Origin of the sequence: Sulfurivirga sp., from assembly GCF_015490265.1 — a bacterium.
Classification (GTDB): domain Bacteria; phylum Pseudomonadota; class Gammaproteobacteria; order Thiomicrospirales; family Thiomicrospiraceae; genus Sulfurivirga.
Map to the genome: position 1 here is coordinate 1 of NZ_WFYD01000006.1, position 20,742 is coordinate 20,742.

The window sequence follows — 20,742 nt, forward strand, 5'->3', positions numbered from 1 at the left end:
GAATACTTCTTCGCCGCGCCCAGAACGCTCAACTCGGCGTATCCCGCCGTCTATGAGCAGCTGAAGCAGTTCTACCGGCAGGACCCGCTGCGACGGTTCTGACGCCCCCCCATTTTTGCAGGACGGCCTGCCAGCCGCGGACTTGCGCAACGCGGGCATGCCGTGAAAAAGCCTGCTGAGCACGGGTTATCCGGCTTTTTCGCCGCCAGCCGGCCGGGAGAGAGATTCAGCCGGGGTGTCTCCGGCCTTTCTGGACAGGGACTCCCCTGTTTTTGCCAGCTGCCTGCGCAGCCGCACCCCGGTGAACCGGCTTCCGGCCTGTTTCAGGCCGTTATGACGGGGTCTCCCCCATTTTTGCAGGATGTCACTTCAGTGCGACGGAAAATCGGGCGAAAAGCCCGGGGTCAGGCGTCCTCTGCGGGGGTTTCGGTGCTACAGCAGGCCGGTTTGCTGCCGCCGGCGAAGAATTTGACGTAGATGAACACCACCAGCAGCATGACCACCGCACCCAGCACCGGCAGCATCCACAGCTCAGCGACAATCTGCCAGCCGGTGGCGTAGATGACATGGTCACTGCCGTTGAGCGCGGCCAGTCCCAGCTGGTCCAGCCGGTCGAACAGCAGCCACATGAGCGCGGCGATCACCAGCGCGAACAGGGCAAAGCACATGAAGCACCTCCCGATGGCCTGACATGAAAAGAAAACCCGTCAGCACAGGCTGGCGGGCGGCAAAGGATAGCAGAGGTCAGTCGCAGCGGGTGAGAAAGCGATCGGCCTGCTCGCGGGAGCAGATGGAGACGTCAAGGCTCTTGATCACACCGTCGCGGATGTCATAGATGAGCCCGTGCAGTTCCAACCGCTGCCCCCGCGCCCAGGCATTGCGGATGGAGGGGATGTGGCACAGGTTGCGCACCTGCTCGATGACATTGATTTCACACAGCCGGTCCCAGCGGGCCTGGTCATCCAGCCGTGCCAGCTCGTCCTGATGCCGCAGGGCGTATTTGCGAATGGGACGGATCCAGTGTTCCACCATGTCCGGAGAGCCGTCACCCAATGCCGCTTTCACACCGCCGCAGCCATAGTGGCCGGTGACCATGATGTGCTTGACCTGCAGCACTTCGACGGCGTATTCGATCACCGTCAGCACATTCATGTCGGAGGAGTTGATCAGGTTGGCGATGTTGCGATGGACGAACACCTCGCCCGGCTTGAGGCCGACGATCTGGTTGGCGGGCACGCGGGCGTCGGAACAGCCGATCCACAGATATTCCGGGGCATGGGTGCGGGTGAGGCTGTCGAAGAAGTCCGGGTCGGTTTCGTTCATGCGCGCGATCCACGCGCGGTTGTTGTCAAACAGGTGGTTCAGGTCGTCACACTGCTGGCACATGTGCACACTCCCATAAAAAAGCCACCTTGCGGTGGCTCCGTGTCAGTCGTCGTCTTCCAGTATGCCGTTGGGATCCCAGCCGGCGGCGCGGGCCTTTTCCAGTGCCGCCATCTGCAGCCGCAGATATCTTTCCTGCACTTCGGGCGGCAGGTTGGCCACGCGGAAGTTGACCTTTTCCCAGATGGCGTCAACCTGCTCCCACAGCTTCTCGAACTGGGGCGCCGTCCAGCCGACGCACTTTTCCTCCTCCGGCAACAGGCCGAAGGCCCAGGCATCACGGATGAGCTTGGCCTCCTGGCTCATGCCGAACTGGGGATCGTCGTCATAACCGGCATAGGCCTTCTGCTGGAATCTCATGCCACCTCCATCAGCTGGTCAGGGACGCAAACAGCATGGGCAGCTTCTCCGGCAGCCGCTCCACGTGGTCCACAACAGTATAGCGGGTGGCGCCGAAGATGCGGCTCACATAGCGGTCCGCCAGCGGGTCGAGGGTCAGGCAGTAGGTGTCCACGCCCTGCCTATGCAGCTCTTCCACAGCCTTCTTGGCATCATAGCGCAGATACTGTGGGTCGCGCTCGTCGATATCCGCCGGTTCGCCGTCGGTGACCACCAGCAGCAGCTTGCGCTTTTCGCTGCGGTTGAGCAGGTGGTGCCCGGCGTGACGCATGGCTGCGCCCATGCGGGTGGACAGCCCGCCCTGCATGCCCGCCAGCCGCGCCTTGGCCTCGTCGTCCATGGGCTGGTCGAAGTGCTTGAAGGGGTAGTACCACACCTCGTGCCGCCCGTTGGAGTTGAAGCCGTGGATGGCGAAGGCGTCCCCTACCCCTTCGATGGCGCGGGCTACCAGCGCGCAGGCCTCGCGGGTCAGGTCCAGCACCGTCTTGTCCGAGTCGCCGATCTTGTCATTGGTGGACTCGGACAGATCCAGCAGCACCACGATGGCCAGATCGCGCCGGTTGATGACATTGCGGTAGGTGATGCGCGGATCCGGCTGACGGCCCATGCGGATGTCGATCATGGCGTCGATGGCCGCGTTGATGTCGATCTCCTCGCCATCCTCCAGCTTGCGCTCGCGCACCACGCCCTGCGGACGCAGCTTGTCGATGATCTGCCGGATGCGGTGGGAGATGCCCTTGTGCTCCGTCAGAATGGCGTCGATGGTCTCCGGATCCCCCTTGGGCTGGCGCTTCTCATACACCGTGGCCCAGTCGGGGCGGTAGAGCTGCACATGGTAGTCCCACTCGTCATAGTGGAACGGATCGGAGATGGGCTCGCGCCCCATTTTCTCGTTGAAGGTGATGCCGTCGTCGTCGTAGAACTCGGTCTCGCAGATCCACACCTCCTGCGCATCGTCACCGGCGTTCTCCACATCCACCTCGAAGGCCATGTCCACCGGCGACATCTTCTTGCGCACCTGCCGCTGAGAGCCCGGGACATAGGCGTCCGGATCCTCCCAGTTGATGGGGTCGGTCTCCCAGACGAAGCGGTTGTCGTCCCGGTAGGGGATGTTGAGTTTTTCCAGAATGCGCAGTGAGGGCACATCCTTGCGCGCCGCCAGCACATTGTAGATGTCCAGCCCCAGATGCCAGGTGAACTGCAGATCCTCGGCCCGCCCGGCCACTTCGGCGTGGAAGCGGTCGGCCAGCGCCTGCAGTTCCTCATCCGCCATGCGGTAGTCGGCATCCTGCAGTGCCAGCGCCAGCTCCTCAAGCGTGCGCATGGTGCGGTGCTCGTAGCTGTCCGCCGGTTCGCGGGGCATCATGCCGCCCCAGATGGCGCACAGCCCCGGGAAATCCCGCAGGGCGCACCATTCCACCCGCGCGTCCTCGGCAAAGGCGATAAACCACTTCTGCGCCGGCGTCAGGGCGGAAGCGCCCTCCTGCGGACCCGAGGTGTACATCATGTGCGCCGCCATGTGGGCCGCCATGCCGCGGTAGACATCCAGCCCGCTCACCTCACCGATGTCGTCCACCGCGTCCGGCACATGCATCACCCGTTCAGTGATGTACGGGCGGAAGCCCTCGTGATCGGCCGCCGTGGGGCGCAGGAAGAAGTCCCGCCCCCACAGGGCGCGCAGGTAGAAATTGAGCTTGCGCTGGGTGTCCACGAACAGGGTGCCCTTGCGCACCTTCTGCAGCATGGACTGGGCGTCTTCCGTCTCCAGCGCAAAATACTTCACCTGTCCGGACAGGTTGTTGCGGTAGGCATCGGCACCGAAGTCCACCCACTGGCGAAGGCCGGAGAGCGTCAGTTTGGAGAGCAGCTCATCGATGTGCTCCAGCATGGAACGCAGCCCGCGCGGGGCATTGGAGGCGGTGCGGTGAATCAGCGCCAGATAGCCGCGCATCAGCTCCGGGTCACCCAGACGACGCGCCGCCGTGGGCAGGGTGCCCAGCAGCAGCGCCAGCACGGCGCCGGATGTCATGGACGCCAGCTTCATGGTGGCGGCGGCCACATCGCGCACGATGTCGTCCCCGCACTCCTTGACCACCTGCGGCATCTCTTCCAGCCAGGTCAGCGGCAGCTCCTTGCCACGACCCAGATTGCAGAAACCGACCGCCGCCTTGAGGTAGTCGTCCAGCGCCTGCGGCGACATGACCCGTGCCGCCTCATGGATGATGGCGTCCAGCGTATCCTTCAGCTCCGGGGCGCACTGCTCCAGGCTTTCACGGTATTCGTCCAGCACCACGTTCATTGTTCACCCCCTTATTCAAAACAGGCCGCATGACGCGGCCTGAAGCATGCGTTCGCCAGCTCGCGTCTGCCCTTACTGGAAGAATGTGGCCACGGTGGCGTCGAGGGTATCGCGAATGTCCGGGTCGTCGGTCAGCGGACGCACCAGCGCCAGATGACAGGCCGCAATGGGGTCGATGCCCTGGGCGATCATCTTGCCGGCGTAGGTGAGCAGACGGGTGGACATGCCCTCATCCAGACCGTGCCCCTTCAGATTGCGGCTGCGCTCGGCGATCTTGACCAGTTTGCGCGCAGTCTCCAGATCCACGCCGGACTCCTTCGCCACGATCTCCGCTTCCACATCCTCGGCCGGATAGTCGAAGTCCAGCGCGCCGAAGCGCTGCTTGGTGGACTGCTTCAGATCCTTCATCATGGACTGGTAGCCGGGGTTGTAGGAAATCACCAGCTGGAAGTCCGGATGGGCCTCGATGATCTCGCCCTTCTTGTCCAGCGGCAGCTGACGGCGGTGGTCGGTCAGCGGGTGGATGACCACCATGGTGTCCTGACGGGCTTCGACGATCTCGTCCAGATAGCAGATGGCACCGATGCGCGCGGCGATGGTCAGCGGCCCGTCCTGCCAGCGGGTGCCGTCCTTGTCCAGCAGGAAGCGGCCCACCAGATCGGAGGCGGTGATGTCCTCGTTACAGGCCACGGTGATCAGCGGCTTGCCCAGCTTCCAGGCCATGTACTCCACGAAGCGGGACTTGCCGCAGCCGGTGGGCCCCTTGAGCATCATGGGCATGCGCACCGAATAGGCAGCCTCGAACAGCTCCACCTCGTCGGCGACGGGCTGGTAGTAGGGTTCCTGCTTGATCTTGTACTGTTCCACGTCATACTGGCTCATGGCACGGCCTCCCTGTTGGATTCGTTTTCAGAACGGGCCGCTCGACCCGCTTTGAAAACGCCCCCGCGCAGGCGGGGGAACGCTACGCTCACCTGGACCCGCTCTCCGCCCGAAGACGGAGAACGGATGCCGAGTGATCAGTTCATGACCCAGTCCGGACCATGGTTCTTCAGGTGCATCCACACGTTGGTGGAGTTTCCGGTCGGCACCGGGCCACGGAAGACCACGAAGCTCAGACCCTGAGACTGCTTGTACTTGTTGTAGCCGATCAGGCGAACGTGGTGGTTGGGGTTCGCCTTGTGGCACGCCAGCAGCTCGTTCCACACGGTGTCCACGTCGGTCTCACCGAACATGGGCAGCTTCCACATGTACCAGTAGTGCAGACGGCTGAACTCAGGCTCGCAGTGCTCGATCGCCGGGTCCCAGCCCTGGTCGATGATGTACTGGATCTGCTTCTTGGCCTGCTCCTCGGTCATCTCCGGCAGGTAGGAGAAGGTCTCGAACTTGCGGCTTGCCGGATCTTCGATACGGCTTGAATAATCCATCATTTCGCTCATGGCGATTCTCCTTCTAAATGTCTGTCAAGGGTTCGGTTCGGGGATCAACGGTGCTGGGTATCCAGCTTGTCAACCGTATCGAACTCGAACTTGATCTCTTTCCATGTTTCCATGGCGATCTTCAGCTCGGGGCTGTGCTTGGCGGCAGCGGTCAGAATGTCCTTGCCTTCCTTCAGCAGGTCGCGACCTTCGTTGCGCGCCTGTACACAGGCTTCCAGCGCCACACGGTTGGCGGCCGCACCGGCTGCGTTGCCCCACGGGTGACCCAGGGTACCGCCACCGAACTGCAGTACGGAGTCGTCGCCGAAGATGTCCACCAGCGCCGGCATGTGCCAGACGTGGATACCGCCGGATGCCACCGGGAAGACGCCGGGCATCGGACCCCAGTCCTGATCGAAGAAGATGCCGCGGGAACGGTCTTCCTTGACGAAGCGCTCGCGCATCAGGTCGATCCAGCCCAGTGTGGCCTCGCGGTCGCCTTCCAGCTTGCCCACAACGGTGCCGGAGTGCAGGTGGTCACCACCCAGCAGACGCAGCAGCTTGGCCAGCACGCGGAAGTTGATGCCGTGGTTCGGGTTACGGTCGATGACCGCGTGCATGGCGCGGTGTACGTGCAGCAGCACGCCGTTGTCGCGGCACCACTTGGACAGGGAGTTGTGCGCCGCCCAGCCCAGTGTCAGGTAGTCGGACATGATGATCGGAGCGCCGATCTCCTTGGCGAACTCGGCACGCTTGAACATCTCTTCCACGGTGGGCGCGGTCACGTTCAGGTAGTGACCCTTGCGCTCGCCGGTTTCGGCCTCGGCCTTGCGACGACCCTCCTCCACGAACAGGAAGCGGTCACGCCAGCGCATGAACGGCTGAGAATTGACGTTCTCGTCGTCCTTGGTGAAGTCCAGACCGCCACGCAGCACCTCGTAAACGGCACGACCGTAGTTCTTGGCGGACAGACCCAGCTTGGGCTTGATGGTACAGCCCAGCATCGGACGGCCGTACTTGTCCATCTTGTCACGCTCAACCTGAATGCCGTGCGGCGGACCATAGCAGCTCATCACGAACCACATGGGGAAGCGCACGTCTTCCAGACGCAGGGAGCGTACCGCCTTGAAGCCGAATACGTTACCGACCAGAGAAGTGAAGACGTTAACAACAGAACCTTCTTCGAACAGATCCATCGGATAGGCGACGAAAGCGTAGAAGGCTTCGTCGTTGCCCGGCACGTCCTCAATGGCGTAGGCGCGGCCACGGTAGTATTCGATGTCGGTCAGCAGGTCCGTCCAGACGGTGGTCCAGGTACCGGTGGAAGACTCGGCTGCAACGGCAGCGGCGGCCTCTTCACGGGGAACGCCCGGCTGCGGAATAACCTTGAACACCGCCAGAACGTCGGTTTCCTTGGGCGTGTAGTCCGGCTGCCAATAGGACTCGGCGTAGTCCTTTACACCGGCTTCGTACTTAGCTCGACTCATTTGATAGCCTCCTGATCGAGTGGTTTGAATTCAATACGCGCTGAAGTTCATCGCGTCTGCAGGCACCATTATCGATAGGCTATCCGCAAAGTAAAATTGAAATATCTTTGTCTATGCATAGACATACGACTATGCATTAGTGATTTTAGATAAAAATCACATAATAATACGGTTATTTTCCGGACACAAAAAAGCCGGCTTGACGCCGGCCTTGCAAAAATGGGGGAGACCCCGTCTCCAGACCTCTCTCAGCGGGTAATGCGCAGGAACACGTCCGGCAGCTTCTCCGGCAGCCGCTCCGGATGATCGATGATGGTGTAGTGACTGCCGAAGATCTGCTTCACGTAGGCATCCCCGTTGGGGTCGATGTTGACGCAGTGGCTGAAGATGCCCTTCTCGTGCGCCTCCTGCACCGCCATGTGGGCGTCGTGGATCAGATGCTCCGGATCGTGCATGTCAATGTCCGCCGGCTCGCCGTCGGTGAGCACCAGCAGCAGCTTCTTCTCCGCCGGCTGATGGCTCAGATAGTGGGTCGCATGGCGGATGGCCGCCCCCATGCGGGTGGACAGCCCCGCCTCCAGCGCCGACAGTCGCCCCTTGACCTCGTCGCCCCAGTGCTCGGTGAACCCCTTGATGTGGTGGTAGAGCACCCGATGGCGGGTGTCGGAGTGGAAGCCGGCAATGGCGAAACGGTCGCCCAGCAGCTCCACGGTGTAGCTCATGATGGCCAGCGCCTCCTCCTGCAGTTCCAGCAGGGTGCGGGAGGTGTTCCCGATGGTCTGGTTGAGGGACTCGGACAGATCCACCAGCAGCAGCACGGCCATGGAGCGGTTGTCGGTGACCGTGTCGTACAGGATGCGCGGATCGGGGTTGAGGCCGGCGCGAATGTCGATCATGGCGCGCAGGGCGATGTCCAGATCCAGCTCCGAGCCCTCCTCCTGATAGCGCACCCGGCGTTTGTCCTGCGGCTTGACCATCTCCACCAGCCGCTTGAGCTTCTTGACCAGCGGCGCGTGACGCTCCAGCATGGCGTCGATCTTGGCCGGGCTGGCCTGCGGATGCACCCGCTCGAACAGCGTCACCCAGGCGGGACGGTAGTCGTGCAGCCCATAGTCCCACTCGTCGTAATAGTGCGGCGGCAGCCCCTGCTCCGGTGATTCCGGTTCCCGCTCCACCGGCTCGTCCATGATCTCGCCCTCATCGCTCTCGTCGATGAAGATCCACAGGCAGCGGTTGTCGTCCCGATAGAGCGGCTGGGTCTGTTCGTGGAACACGTCAGGCAGGCTGTCGGCATGGGTGCGGGTCTTCACATAGAAGGACAGCCCCAGCTGGCGCATGTCGTCGATGGAGGAGGCCTCGCCCTTCTCGGCCAGCACCTGCTCGAAGCGCTGACGGAACGCCTCGATCACCTCATCCTGCGGATCGAAGTCCGGATCGATGAGCGCGCGGGAGAGGCGCACCGCCCGGTAACGCAGGCAGGACTGCTCCGCCTCGTTGCAGGCCCCCACCGGCGGCACCGGATGCAGGGCGAGAAAATAGCGTTTCAACCCGGGGAAGCGGGCCATGGCCAGCCGATCCACCCTGGCATCCTCGAACACCTCGATGAACACGCGCATGTGCGGGGCGAAGTTGTCGCCCATCAGCCGGCCCGACCAGCGGTAGTGGGCCATCATGTGGGCCAGCATGGCGCGATAGACTCCCTGGGCCGAAATGCCGCAGGCGGTGTCACAGATGTCCGGCAGAGCGATGGTTTCCTCGTCCAGATCCAGCACCGGCGGCTGCCTGTAGAGGATCTCCGGATCCACCACGAACGGCTGCAGCGGCAGGTCGCAGCCCCACAGGCCGGAACGCAGCACTTCCAGCTGCCGCTGCATGTCGGCAAAGAGCACCCCGCTGCGCTGGCGCTTGAGCATGGCCTGCGCATCGGTGGTCTCCAGCGCGAAGTAGGCCGCCTGCTCATCCGGGCGGTTGCGGTAAGCGCGCACGCCGTAGTCGATGAACCCGGCCACCCCTTCCAGACTGAGAAAGGCCAGAAGGCGCGGCATGTGCTCCAGCAGCGGCACCAGACCGGGGCTGGGATACATGGAGTGATGGCCGTGGATGACCGTCTCGGTGCGGGCGATGAAGTCATCCAGCAGTTCCAGATAGCGGCTCAGCCCGTCACGACTGCCGATGCGCTCGCACACCGCCAGCAGCGACTGCAGAAACGGCACCACCGCCTTCTTGTTGGGGCTGCGCCCCAGCTTGTAGGCATAGCTGGCCACCGCCTCGATCATGTCGTCGCCGAAGTGGCGCACCACCTCCGGTATCACGTCCAGATAGGCCAGCACCGGCTCGGCCCCCAGCCCCATGCGGCAGACGAAGCCGGCCCGGTCGGCCAGCCGCGCGCCGGCATCGGGCGAGGCGGCCACCGCCTGCACCGCCGCCAGCGCGTCCGGCCACAGCGCCTGCGCCTGCTCGAAGCCGCACTTGAAGGTCACATCACTCATGGCAGCGTCCGGACTTACTCACCCAGCACCAGCTCGATGGTGTGCAGCAGGCTCTCGCGCACCTCCTCGTCATCGGTGATGGGGGTCACCATGGCCATCTCGGCCGCCTCCGCCGGCGTCATGCCATGCCGGATGAGCGTGCCGGCATAGACCACCAGACGGGTGGAGATGCCCTCGTCCAGACCATGCCCCTTCATCTTGCGCGCCGCGTTGGCGATCTCCACCAGCTTCTCCGCCAGCGACGGCGCGATGCCGGTCTCGCGCGCCACCACCCGGGTTTCCAGCTCCGGCGCGGCGTAGTCGAAGTTCATGGCGGTGAAGCGCTGCTTGGTGGACTGCTTCAGATCCTTCATCACGCTCTGGTAGCCGGGGTTGTAGGAGATCACCAGCTGGAAGTCCGGATGGGCCTTGACCACCTCGCCCTTCTTGTCCAGCGGCAGTTCGCGGCGGTGGTCGGTGAGCGCATGGATCACCACCATGGTGTCCTGGCGCGCTTCGACGATCTCGTCCAGATAGCAGATGGCGCCATAACGGGCCGCCAGCGTCAGCGGGCCGTCCACCCAGCGGGTGCCCTCTGCGTCCAGCAGAAAGCGGCCCACCAGATCGGCGGCGGTAATGTCCTCGTTACAGGAGACGGTGATCAGCGGCTTGCCCAGCTTCCAGGCCATGTGTTCCACGAAGCGGGACTTGCCGCAGCCGGTCGGCCCCTTGACCATCACCGGCAGGCGGGCGGCGTAGGCCGCCTCATAGCGTTCCACCTCATTGCCTACCGGCTGATAGAAGGGTTCCTGTTCGATCTTGTACTGATTGATGTCAAAGCTCATGGGGTTTCTCCAGAATGAGTCAGGACAGACACGCATGGCGTGCATGCGTCTCAATCCTGTCGATCAGGCCGTATGCCATTGGCAGGCCATCCTTCCGCTCGCTCATGGCTGTGTCATCCAGTGGCTGTAAGGCTTGGGCCGGGCGTGGCACAAACTCCCTTCGGTCAGACATGCGCCACGCAGTTTCCGGCCCTGACGCCAACAGCCACTAAGCATGACTCCGCAAATCGCTGCGCAGATGGATGGCCTGGCATGTAGCACGGCATAATCATTCCCGAGTGTTTCAGTCAGGAATGGCATGCCGAAAACCCCGGCACGGGGCCGGGGTTGCAGCGTCACAAGGAATTACTTGTGAACGCCCAGCTTCTCGCGCCAACCCGGATACAGGCGGTCTGCATCCCACGGGAAGGACTCGAACGCACGGGCGAATTCCTTGTGCGTCTTGGCGAACTCGATGGGGTCTTCGCCGTTCTTCCAGCACTCGTAGGCCTGCTTCAGGGAGATGCCGCCGGCCGCCGGGCTGTCGATGTGGCCGAAGGAACCGCCACCGCAGGTGTTGATCACGTTGGCGTGGCCCAGGTTCTCGAAGAAGCCGGGCAGGCGCAGCGCGTTCATGCCGCCGGAGATGATCGGCGTGGTCGCCTTCATGCCGTACCACTTCTGGTAGAAGTAGGGGCCCTGGCACTCGTCACGCTCCAGCATGTAGGCCAGTACGCGCTCGTCCTTGTGACCTTCCATCTTGCCGTAGCCCATGGTGCCGGTGTGGATGCCGGAAGCACCCATCAGGCGGGCCAGCTTCATGTAGCAGATGGGATCCATGCCCATGGGAGACTTGTAGGAGGTGATGGCGCCGTGACCTGCGCGGTGGAAGTGCAGGAACACGTCCGGGAACTCACGACGTGCAGTGGTCACACCGTGCGGACCGGTGACGAAGCCGTCCACCAGGAAGGCAACATGCTTCTCGTTGCCGTACTTGGCGAACTGCTCCAGGATGTACTCGCCGCGGTGAATCATTTCCTTGTAATAGTCCGCGGTGATGTTGGCGGAGAACAGCTTGGCCTCGCCGGTCTCCTGCTGGGCACGGTCCATGGCCTCGGCCACCTTCGGAATGACCTCTTCCATGGGACAGAAGGGCTGGTTGGCCTGCGGCTCGTCGTTCTTGATGAAGTCGCCGCCCAGCCAGAACTGGTAGCACGCCTCGGCAAACGGCTCGGGGCGCAGGCCCAGCTTGGGCTTGATGATGGTGCCGGCGATGTAGCCGCCATCCTTCTCGGGACGACCCAGAACCTTCCACAGGTCCACGATGTTGGTGCTGGGGCCGTCGAACTTCTTGATCATCACTTCCGGTACCAGGAAGTCCAGCATGCGCAGGCCCACGTGATCGCCCATGCCCTGGTTGTTGCCCAGGATCAGAGACCACATGTGGGAAACGTTGTAGTGGCCGTCAGTCAGATTGGGATCGAACAGCTCGACCGGGTAGGCGATCTTCATCAGGCCGCCCTTGTCACCGAAGGCGGTCTCGTCGATCTCATAGACAATGGCGTCCACGCCCTTGGTGAAGTCGTCAGTGGTGGACACCTCAACGTTGGTGCCGGTGGAGGACTCGGCAGCCACGTGAGCGGCCACTTCCAGGAAGCCATAGCCTTCGGCCGGCTTCAGACGGTAGGCTACCAGCAGGTGGCGGCCGCCCTTGATCAGATCTTCTTCTTTCAGGTCCAGGTTAGCGTAACGGTTGGATTGGTCCAGAGCCATGATGGCACTCCTTCTCTGTTTTTGTGAAAGGCACACAAGGTGCGTCGAGAAGGATTGTAGGCGGGGGCACTCCGACAGGACAAATCAATATAAATTATGCGTCTTTTCGCCCCCCATCTATATGTTCAACGGGCAACAATGCCTGAAACCGCATTGATAGATGCGTATCAATCCCGATCCAGCAGCTGGCCGATCTGAGCGTCCAGTTCCGCCGCGCCCTGCTTCATGCGCTCGATCAGCAGGCGGCTGGCCAGTGACAGCGCCTTGCCCTCCGGCCAGGCCAGATACCAGTGGCGCATCAGGGGAAAGCCCTCCACATCCAGCACCACGATCTCGCCCGATTCGATCTCATCCATCAGCGTGGGCAGGGAGGCCACGCTCACCCCCAGATTCTCCCGCAGCCCGAGACGGATGGCCTCGTTGCCGCCCAGCACCATCTTGATGTTGGGCTCGAAGCCGCGCTCGCGGAAGACCCGCTCCACCTGCTTCCGGATTCCGGAACCCTGCTCGCGCATGAGAAACGGCGCCTCCGCCAGCGCCTGCAGGGGAATACGCCTCTTCTCCTGCGCCAGCGGATGATCACGGTGGGCCACCACCGCCAGAGGGTTGTTGGCCAGCAGCTCGCTCTCCACCCGAAGGCCTTCCGGCGGCTGGCCGAGGATGTAGAAGTCATCCTTGTTGGCGGCGATGCGCGCCAGCAGCGCCTCGCGGTTGCCCACCTCCATCACCACATTGACGGCGGGGTATTCGCTCAGAAAGGCATGGATGACTTCCGGGACGAAATACTGGGCCGTGCTTACCACGGCGATGCGCACCGTGCCGCCTGCCACGCCGCGCAGCTCATTGACCCGCTCCTCCGCCAGCGCCAGCTGACTGAGAATCACCTCCGCCGTCTCCAGCATGATGCGACCTACCTCGGTCAGATAGACCTTGCGGCCGATCTGCTCGAACAGCGGCTCACCCACCGCCTCGGACAGTTTCTTGACCTGCATGGATACGGTCGGCTGGGTCAGGTGGAGCCGCTCTGCCGCCTTGGAAAAGCTGCCTTCCCGGGCGATGGCCACAAACACCTGCAATTGTCTGAGCGTAGCGTGTCGAACCAGATGATCAGCGCGATAGGGCACCAGGTTCTCCTTTTTTCATTATGTCGTTCAGTTCAGAAGGGATATTGTAAGTCACCCCTGCAATCGAAGGGTTTTATCACAGCCCATAAAGTCATGACTCCACCTTATTAACCATGATTTGAACATGTGATTATCCCCCACTACACGCCTTCCTAAAATGAAAAACCCCATGCAATTACAAGAGGAGGCAACATGGCCTGGCACTTTCCCAAACTGACACGGCGCACCTTCCTCAAAGCCAGCGCCGCCACGGCCGCGGCCGCCGCCAGCGGTGCGGCAAAGGCACACCTGCCCCGCTGGCAGGATCTGGACTTCGCCGACAGCGCCCGGGACAAGATGAAAGAGGCGTTCCACTACACCATCTGCAACTTCTGCTCCTCCCTGTGCAACATTCAGGTGCGCACCCTGACCGACGGTGAACACACCCGCATCGTCAAGCTGGAGGGCAACCCCTACTCCACCCTCAACCGGGGCCGCGCCTGCGCCCGCGGCCAGTCCGGCGTGTTCCAGACCTACGACCCCGACCGCATCAAGACGCCCCTGATTCGTGTGGAAGGCAGCAGGCGAGGTGAGTGGAAATTCCGCCAGGCCACCTGGAAAGAGGCATGGGACTATATCGCCAAAAAAGCCAAAGGCATCAAGCCATGGGAGTGGACCGTCGTGGGCGGGTGGACCAACTGCGTCTACTACATGAACTGGTCTGTCCCCTTCGTGCTCAGCAACGAAATCCCCAATATCGTCGCCTCTCCCATGCAGCACTGCGTCACCACAGGTCACCTGGGCACCGACTCGGTGACCGGCAACTTCAACATCCACGATGAAGTACTGCCGGATTTCGACAACGCCAAGTACATCATGTATATCGCCAACAACGGCTCCATGGGCGCCGTCTCCACCCCGCGGGTGGTGCGCGCCAGCGAGGCCAAGCAGCGTGGCGCCAAGATCGTGGTGCTGGACCCGCGCCTGTCTGAGACCGCCGCCAAGGCGGACGAGTGGGTGCGCATCCGCCCCGGCACCGATCTGGATTTCGCCACCGCCATGATGCGTACCATCATGGCCAATGACTGGTATGACGCCGACTTCTGCAAGAAGCACACCAACCTCCCCTTCCTGATCGAGAAGGATGCCAATGACGAGTGGCAGCTGGTCAGGGACGCTGACGGCAACGGGCTGGTCTATGACGCCATCCGTGGTCAGATCACCCCGGTCAAGGCGTTCCACAACCGCAATGATGAGGACATTCACGGCAACCGTATCGACCCGGCGCTGCGCCTGCCCGAGGGCGTGACCCACAACGGCAGGCCCGCCAAGACCGTTTTCGAAGCACAGCTGGAGGAGATCGACTTCTGCACCCCGGAGTGGGCGGAAAAGTCCACCGGGATTCCGGCCAAAGACATTGAGCGCATTGCCTGGGAATTCAGCCACATCAAGCCGGCCATCATCGATCCGGGCTGGATGGGGGCCCGCTACAACAACATCCAGATGCTACGCCGCGTGCAGGCCATGCTGCAGACGCTCATCGGCGGCATCGACCGCAAGGGCGGCTGGGTCAATGGTGCTGAAGTGCGCGAAAAGATCATGAAGATGTATGAGAAGCGGGCCAAGGGCGAAGAAATCAAACATCCCCTGGCCGAAATCGGCGGCATGCCTTTCGCCAAAATGGTGGCGGACGTATTCGGCAATCCGAAAAACTTCTCCCACGGCATGCCCGACCGGGGCTTCGCCTACAGCGCCATGCAGCGTGAAAAGGGCAACGACGACTGGGTCAGCCTGCCGGTGATGACTGACGTGGGCCTGCCCGAAGCCGTGCGCGGCGAGCTGGAATACAACGGCCGCAAATACCTGGCCAAAGCATTCCTGATCAATGGCGCCAATCCGGTGCACCACTACTTTTCCGACAAGCGCTGGAAAGATCTGCTGAGCCATGAGAACGTCGATCTGGTCATCGCCATTGACGTGCTGCCCTCCGACACCTGCGCCTATGCCGATGTCATCCTGCCCAACTCCACCTATCTGGAGCGGGACGAGCCGGCCACCTACGGCAATGGCGTCAACCAGGACCTGGGCGTCACCACCCGCTTCCGCGCCATCGACCCGCTCTATGACACCATGGAGGTTTCGGACATTCTGGTGAAGATGAGCGAGATCCTCAACGGGCAGGCCGGTGTGAAGCGCTTTATCGACACGGTGGAAAAACTGGTGGGACTGGATGCAGAAAAGGCATGGCAGTACCACGACGAAATGGTCAAGGCGGGCAGCCACGCCCCTTGGCACGAGGCCTACCGCAAGCTGAGCCTTGAAAAGACCGCCGAAAAACACGGCATGAGTGCCGAGCAACTGGAGGCCGAGCTGCGCAAAAAAGGCGTCATCTACTTCAAGACCATGGACGAGCTGCTGGAAGAGGCCGCCATGCCGGAGAAGATGCCCGTGCCCACCGGCACCGGTCGACTGGAATTCTTCTCCACCCTGTATGACGGCATGCGCGTCAAGGGCCGCACCCGCGCCGACAACTTCCATGTGCTGGCCAAATGGTTCCCGGCGGGCGTGGAGGGCAACAGGCAGATGACCCGCCGGCTGAAGGACAACGAGTTCTTCTTCACCTATGGCAAGTCACCGACAGTCTCCCACGGCTCTACCAACGCCAACAACCCGGTACTGTTCGCCATCAACCGCTTCAAGGAGGACATCTACACCGGCATCTGGATCCACCCCGACCGGGCGGCGAAGCTGGGTGTGAAAAACGGCGACCGCATCCGCCTGACCAACAACGAAAACCGCGACCTTCAGGTGGAAGGCACCGCCTATGTCACCCGCCACGTGCAGCCGGAGACCCTGTTCATGTACTCCTCCTTCGGCGCCGAGAACCCGGCCATGACCCGTGCGGCAGGATTTGGCGCCGCCATCAACCGGGTCATCGGCTACAAGATCGACCCGGTGGTGGGCGGCTTCCGCTCGCAGGAGTTCACCGTCACGGTAGAAAAGGTATAAGGAGCGCATCATGGCACACTATGCAATGGTCATCGACCTGAACACCTGCACCGGCTGCAACGCCTGCATGGCCGCCTGCGCCATCGAGAACCAGACCCCCTTCTGGGACAACAAATGGCGCACCAAGGTGCACGACCTGACCACCGGCGAGCACGACGGCGACACCCTGCGCATCTTCTTCCCGCGCCTGTGCAACCACTGCGACAACCCGCCCTGCGTGGCCGTCTGCCCCACCGGTGCCACCTACAAGCTGGACAACGGCATCGTGGATGTGGACGACGACATCTGCATGGGCTGTCAGGCCTGCACGCTGGCGTGCCCCTACGACGAACGCTACGCCATCGACTACGAAGACAACACCGCCAAGAAGGTATGGTTCGGTGAAGAAACCCTCAAGAAAACCCGCCCCGGGGTGGACAAGTGCAACTTCTGCCGCGACCGGGTGGAGAACGGCCGCCTGCCGGCATGCGTGGAGACCTGCGTGGGCAACGCGCGCATGTTCGCCGATCTGGACAACCCGGACGATCCGGTCACCCAGCTGATCAAATCCGGTCAGGCCCAGCCGCTCATGCCCCATCTGGGCACCAAACCCAATGTCTACTACATTCCGGTCAAACACCAGACCATCCACTTCGAGCGGCACGAATTCGACGGCATGGGGCCGGAGGGCGGTCTTGAGCCGGTCGGCCCCGAAGGCGTGCACGCCCGTGAAGATGAGCAGGCCGACGCCTCACCATTTGTCAGCGACAGCCCCTTTGCGGCCCTCGGATAAGGGAGAACGACCATGCCAAACATGTACTACTTCGGACAGGAACAGTGGAACTGGCTGATCGCCGTCTACCTCTTTCTTGGCGGCATGGGTGCGATGGTGATGGCCATCGGCACCTGGGTGCACCGCTACCGTGCCTTCGGGCAGGACAACACCCGCCTGATGGTGTGGGCCAACTTCACCGGCTTCGCCATGCTGGCGGCAGGTTCGCTGATGCTCTTCTACCACCTGCTCGACCATCTGGCCGTGTGGCATGTGTTTCTCGGCATCTTCTACAAACCGGACGCCTGGATCGCCTGGGGCACCTGGTCGATCGTGCTGGGCATGATCTGGGGCGTGGTCTATGCCATCGGCCACATGGAGACACCCCGCTGGCTCGGCTGGTGCCGCTTGTGGCGTTTCGCCCACTGGTTCGGCCAGAAATTCGCCGGTCCGCTGGCGTGGGGCACCATCTTCATGTCCGTGTTCACCGCCTTCTACACCGGCATGCTGATGATGAGCTATCCGGCGGTGGATCTGTGGCACAACACCGGCATTCCGGTGCTGTTCACCGTCTCGGCCATCTCCACCGCACTGGCCGCACTGCTGATCCTGCAGTATGTGTTCGTGCGCGACAATGACCATGCCCTGCGCCACGCTTTCGAAAAATGGGACACCTGGATGATCGGCATCGAGCTGCTGGTGGTGCTGGCGCTGATGATCTATCTGGCCTACAACGCCCACGAGAACGCCCGCGTCTCCTTCGACATCCTGTGGAACAGCCCGTGGTGGGTATATGGCTTCATCGGTCTGGGACTGATTGCCCCCTTCTTGCTCAATCTGGCCGCGCTGAAAAAATGGGTGCCGGAAGGTGCTGCCGTGGTGCTCTCCTCCGCTACACTGGTGCTGCTGGGCGGCTATCTGCTGCGCCACTTCATCCTGCTGGCAGGGGTGTATGAACTGCCCTATACCCAATTTTTCGCCACCCACTGACCCGCGCCAGTCACCCACGCCCCGTCTGCACGGGGCGTTTTCGTTCATACTATCCACTCAAAACACTTCAATGACGGAGACCCGACAGCGTGAATCCATCAGAAACCGCCTTAACCCATGAGACCCGGTCGGTTCAGGAGCTTCGCCTGCTTGCCACCCTGCTGGGCGAACCTACGGAGGAGTCACTGCCGCTGATCGAAGAGATCGCCCCGCAGCTGCTGTGGCTGAGCGATGAGGCGGTGGCACAGCTGCGCCAGATACCACTGTCTGACTGGCAGGCGGAGCATACCCGCCTGTTCATCACCGGCCGCCCCCATACCGAATGCAGCCCCTTCGAATCCGTCTGGCGCGAGGGTCAGATGGTAGGCGAAAGCGCCATGGCGCTCAAACGGCTTTACGAAGCCTTCGGCTTTGTGCCCGATGCGCAACTGCCGGCGGACTTTCTCGGCAGCGAACTGGCGTGCCTCGCCCACGCCCTCACCTACCACGCCGACCGGGAAGAGCTGCTGATGGAACTGCTTGAGCACCTGCACGCCTGGGTGCCAAAATTTGCCAAGGCCGTGCGCATCCACACCGACCTGGCACTTTACCGCGACTGGGCACGACGGCTGGAGAGGCTTTTCAGCCTGTGACAGCACAGCTTGCCGAACGAAGGCAGGCCGATGTCCTCGCAAGCGATATGCAGCCCGAACAGTGACTGTTGATGTTGGTGGCGGAAAACGCGGCCCCTGTCCGATCACAGGAGGTTGCACCGCACCCGCTTCAACCCCAGCCGCCCTGTCGGCGACACCATTGAGCAACCAAGACATCCGCCCGCCAAATTCATCAGAAAACCTGTCAACACGAAAAGACACCGGACACCGACATGACATCAGACTGGCAGACCCTGCAGGCCCATGATCTCGACGATGCCCATGCCGCGCTGGAAGAAGCCTTCCGCACCATTGAGCGGGACAGCTTCCGCGACGACCTGCTGGGCGGCATGGCGCTCAATGCGCACCTGAACGTGGAAATTCGCGGCCTCAGACGGGTGGACGACTGGGTGGTGGCCTTCGTGCTCACCCCGTGGATGCTGGCGCAGGTGTTCTGCCCGCTGGAGCCGCCCCATCTGCCACTGCCTGACGACTGGCGGGCCGAAGCGCGGGGGGAGGCCCCCTATGTGGTCATCGGCCCACCGATGCGTTTTCAGCTGGGCGGACAGCCCTTCCAGGCCTTTCTCAACTACCACCCCCGTTTGGGACACTATCTCGTACAACCACTGGTGCAGTCCATGGGCCAGTATGCCGACAACGAGGCCGCCTTTGCCGCCTGGGCGGAGGTGCTGCGCTTCCGTCGCGAGCAGTATGAGCGCATGCAGGCGGAAGCCGACGCCCGCGCCGAACGGGCCGCCCGCAGTGAACTGGACAGGGTCTCCCGCCGCGACTTCCTGCGCCGCTGGCGGGCCGGATCGGCGGACTGAACAACGCGCCCATGCCAGCCAGCAAGACCGCCCTTGTGGCAGGGCGGACGGCATTGGATCACAAGCAGGCTCCTAAGCCGCGAGCAGTCACGCCCCGCTCCCGCGACAGCTCGCCTGAACGGGGTCTCCCCCAATTTTGCCCATGCCCATTCAAATCAGACCATTCCGTGCGCCGGAAAATGGCTTTCAGAAGCCCTTTCCGGGCATTTTTCAGCCTTTTACGGGAAAAAGCCGGTGCGGCGGGTGATGCCCGATCAGGCGGTCCGTAAAAACAGGGGAGGCCCCGTTGTCAGATGTTCCAGCGGATTTCCTGCACCTGCCCGGCGATGAGATCATCGGCATCCTGCGGCACCACCGGCTCGTGGGCGCGGTTTTCCAGCAGCGCGGCGGCGGCCACCTTGCGCGCCATCTCGCGGAACAGTTCGGTAATACGCCCGTCCGGCTCGGCCACCACGGTGGGGCACCCTTCGTCCGTCTGCTGCTGAATGCGCGCATCCAGCGGCAGGCTGCCGAGGAAGTTGACCAGATACTTCAGAGACATCAGCTGGGCCCCATCATGACCGAAGATATGGCTCTCGCCACCACAGTGGGGGCAGATGAACATGTTCATATTCTCCACCACGCCCAGTACCGGCACCTTGAGCTGGCGGAACATCTTCAGCCCCTTGCGGGCATCCAGCAGGGCGATCTCCTGCGGTGTAGACACCACCACCGCCCCGGCGATGGGAATCTGCTGGGTGAGGGTGAGATGCACATCGCCCGTGCCCGGCGGCGTGTCGACGATCAGATAGTCCACATCCTGCCACACCGTCTGGCGCAGCAGCGTATTGAGGGCGCTGTGCAGCTGGGCGCCGCGCCAGATCAGCGGCGCATCCTCCCGATTGAGATGATTGGCGATGCTGGCCACCTGCACACCATGGCCTTCTACGGGCCCCATGCGCACGCCCTCGACGCTGGGGCGCTGAGCCTCCACACCGAACATCTTCGCCTGGCTGGGGCCGTAAAGATCCGCGTCAAGCATGCCGACGCGCGCCCCTTCCGCCTGCAGCGCCAGCGCCAGATTGGCTGCCACGGTAGACTTGCCCACCCCGCCCTTGGCGGAGGTGACCAGAATGATGTTCTTCACCCCTTCAACAGAGTCGCGGGGCACCGCAGGCGGCACGGCAGCCACCGCCACGTCCACTTCCACCCGTTCCACCGGCAGTCCGGCCACCCGCGCCGCTTCCAGCAGCTGCGGTGCTACACCCGCACCGGCATAGGGCAGGGTCACCCGCAGCGTGCCGTCTTCCAAAGTGGCCCCCAGTTCAGCCAGCGAGTCACCCAGATAAGGGTCATGCACCTTGTCCAGCATGGTGTTCCTCCAACAAAAAGGCGCCCGC

The 20,742-nt window shown here is 62.6% G+C and carries 17 protein-coding genes and 1 pseudogene; 6 read left to right on the top strand and 12 right to left on the bottom strand.

The annotated features are described in order from the left end of the window. The coding region (locus F8K16_RS00165) for a zinc-dependent peptidase (protein WP_294945345.1) at positions 1 to 102 on the top strand (102 nt) is incomplete at its 5' end. A 302-nt stretch (positions 103 to 404) separates the two neighbouring features. Here the strand turns inward: F8K16_RS00165 and F8K16_RS00170 are convergent. From F8K16_RS00170 to F8K16_RS00220, 11 genes and pseudogenes are all read right to left on the bottom strand, one after another. Continuing rightward, positions 405 to 668, bottom strand: coding sequence for a hypothetical protein (locus F8K16_RS00170; RefSeq protein WP_294945285.1), 264 nt, complete (start codon positions 666 to 668; stop codon positions 405 to 407). 76 nt (positions 669 to 744) lie between these two features. Further along, on the bottom strand, positions 745 to 1,386 hold the full coding sequence (locus tag F8K16_RS00175; protein ID WP_294945287.1) for a carbonic anhydrase: 642 nt from the start codon (positions 1,384 to 1,386) through the stop codon (positions 745 to 747). Between the two features lie 42 nt (positions 1,387 to 1,428). Next, the gene (locus F8K16_RS00180) at positions 1,429 to 1,743 is read right to left on the bottom strand and encodes a hypothetical protein (protein WP_294945289.1); all 315 of its coding nucleotides are present in this window, start codon (positions 1,741 to 1,743) and stop codon (positions 1,429 to 1,431) included. A gap of 10 nt (positions 1,744 to 1,753) precedes the next feature. Beyond that, entirely contained in the window at positions 1,754 to 4,081 is a 2,328-nt protein-coding gene (locus tag F8K16_RS00185) for a VWA domain-containing protein (protein ID WP_294945291.1), read from the bottom strand. Between the two features lie 72 nt (positions 4,082 to 4,153). Continuing rightward, a complete protein-coding gene (locus F8K16_RS00190) occupies positions 4,154 to 4,963 on the bottom strand; it encodes a CbbQ/NirQ/NorQ/GpvN family protein (RefSeq protein ID WP_294945294.1) in 810 nt (269 codons plus the stop codon). Positions 4,964 to 5,175: 212 nt separating this feature from the next. Further along, positions 5,176 to 5,520 (bottom strand): annotated as a pseudogene (locus tag F8K16_RS00195) (ribulose bisphosphate carboxylase small subunit); the annotation flags it as partial. 44 nt (positions 5,521 to 5,564) lie between these two features. Beyond that, positions 5,565 to 6,986 (bottom strand): form I ribulose bisphosphate carboxylase large subunit, encoded by a 1,422-nt coding sequence (locus F8K16_RS00200; RefSeq protein ID WP_294945296.1) that lies wholly within the window; start codon positions 6,984 to 6,986, stop codon positions 5,565 to 5,567. A 248-nt stretch (positions 6,987 to 7,234) separates the two neighbouring features. After that, positions 7,235 to 9,475: a VWA domain-containing protein gene (locus tag F8K16_RS00205; RefSeq protein WP_294945298.1), complete on the bottom strand. Its 2,241-nt coding sequence runs from the start codon at positions 9,473 to 9,475 to the stop codon at positions 7,235 to 7,237. 14 nt (positions 9,476 to 9,489) lie between these two features. Continuing rightward, positions 9,490 to 10,299, bottom strand: a complete 810-nt coding sequence (locus F8K16_RS00210) for a CbbQ/NirQ/NorQ/GpvN family protein (RefSeq protein ID WP_294945300.1) — start codon at positions 10,297 to 10,299, stop codon at positions 9,490 to 9,492. Between the two features lie 345 nt (positions 10,300 to 10,644). Continuing rightward, positions 10,645 to 12,045 carry a ribulose-bisphosphate carboxylase gene (locus tag F8K16_RS00215; RefSeq protein WP_294945347.1) on the bottom strand — a complete coding sequence of 467 codons (1,401 nt, stop codon included), beginning with the start codon at positions 12,043 to 12,045 and terminating at the stop codon, positions 10,645 to 10,647. 173 nt (positions 12,046 to 12,218) lie between these two features. Beyond that, on the bottom strand, positions 12,219 to 13,175 hold the full coding sequence (locus tag F8K16_RS00220) for a LysR family transcriptional regulator (protein WP_294945303.1): 957 nt from the start codon (positions 13,173 to 13,175) through the stop codon (positions 12,219 to 12,221). A gap of 192 nt (positions 13,176 to 13,367) precedes the next feature. Here F8K16_RS00220 and F8K16_RS00225 point away from each other — a divergent pair, with 192 nt between their 5' ends. From F8K16_RS00225 to hybE, 5 genes are all read left to right on the top strand, one after another. Next, the gene (locus F8K16_RS00225) at positions 13,368 to 16,163 is read left to right on the top strand and encodes a molybdopterin-dependent oxidoreductase (protein WP_294945306.1); all 2,796 of its coding nucleotides are present in this window, start codon (positions 13,368 to 13,370) and stop codon (positions 16,161 to 16,163) included. Positions 16,164 to 16,173: 10 nt separating this feature from the next. Further along, positions 16,174 to 16,935, top strand: coding sequence for a 4Fe-4S dicluster domain-containing protein (locus tag F8K16_RS00230; protein WP_294945309.1), 762 nt, complete (start codon positions 16,174 to 16,176; stop codon positions 16,933 to 16,935). A 12-nt stretch (positions 16,936 to 16,947) separates the two neighbouring features. Then, positions 16,948 to 17,904, top strand: a complete 957-nt coding sequence (gene nrfD / locus F8K16_RS00235; RefSeq protein WP_294945312.1) for an NrfD/PsrC family molybdoenzyme membrane anchor subunit — start codon at positions 16,948 to 16,950, stop codon at positions 17,902 to 17,904. An 89-nt stretch (positions 17,905 to 17,993) separates the two neighbouring features. Further along, positions 17,994 to 18,536, top strand: a complete 543-nt coding sequence (locus F8K16_RS00240; RefSeq protein ID WP_294945315.1) for a molecular chaperone — start codon at positions 17,994 to 17,996, stop codon at positions 18,534 to 18,536. A 233-nt stretch (positions 18,537 to 18,769) separates the two neighbouring features. After that, on the top strand, positions 18,770 to 19,363 hold the full coding sequence (gene hybE / locus F8K16_RS00245; RefSeq protein WP_294945317.1) for a [NiFe]-hydrogenase assembly chaperone HybE: 594 nt from the start codon (positions 18,770 to 18,772) through the stop codon (positions 19,361 to 19,363). 289 nt (positions 19,364 to 19,652) lie between these two features. Here the strand turns inward: hybE and F8K16_RS00250 are convergent, their stop codons facing one another. After that, a complete protein-coding gene (locus tag F8K16_RS00250; RefSeq protein ID WP_294945320.1) occupies positions 19,653 to 20,714 on the bottom strand; it encodes an Mrp/NBP35 family ATP-binding protein in 1,062 nt (353 codons plus the stop codon). Between the last annotated feature and the right edge of the window lie 28 nt (positions 20,715 to 20,742).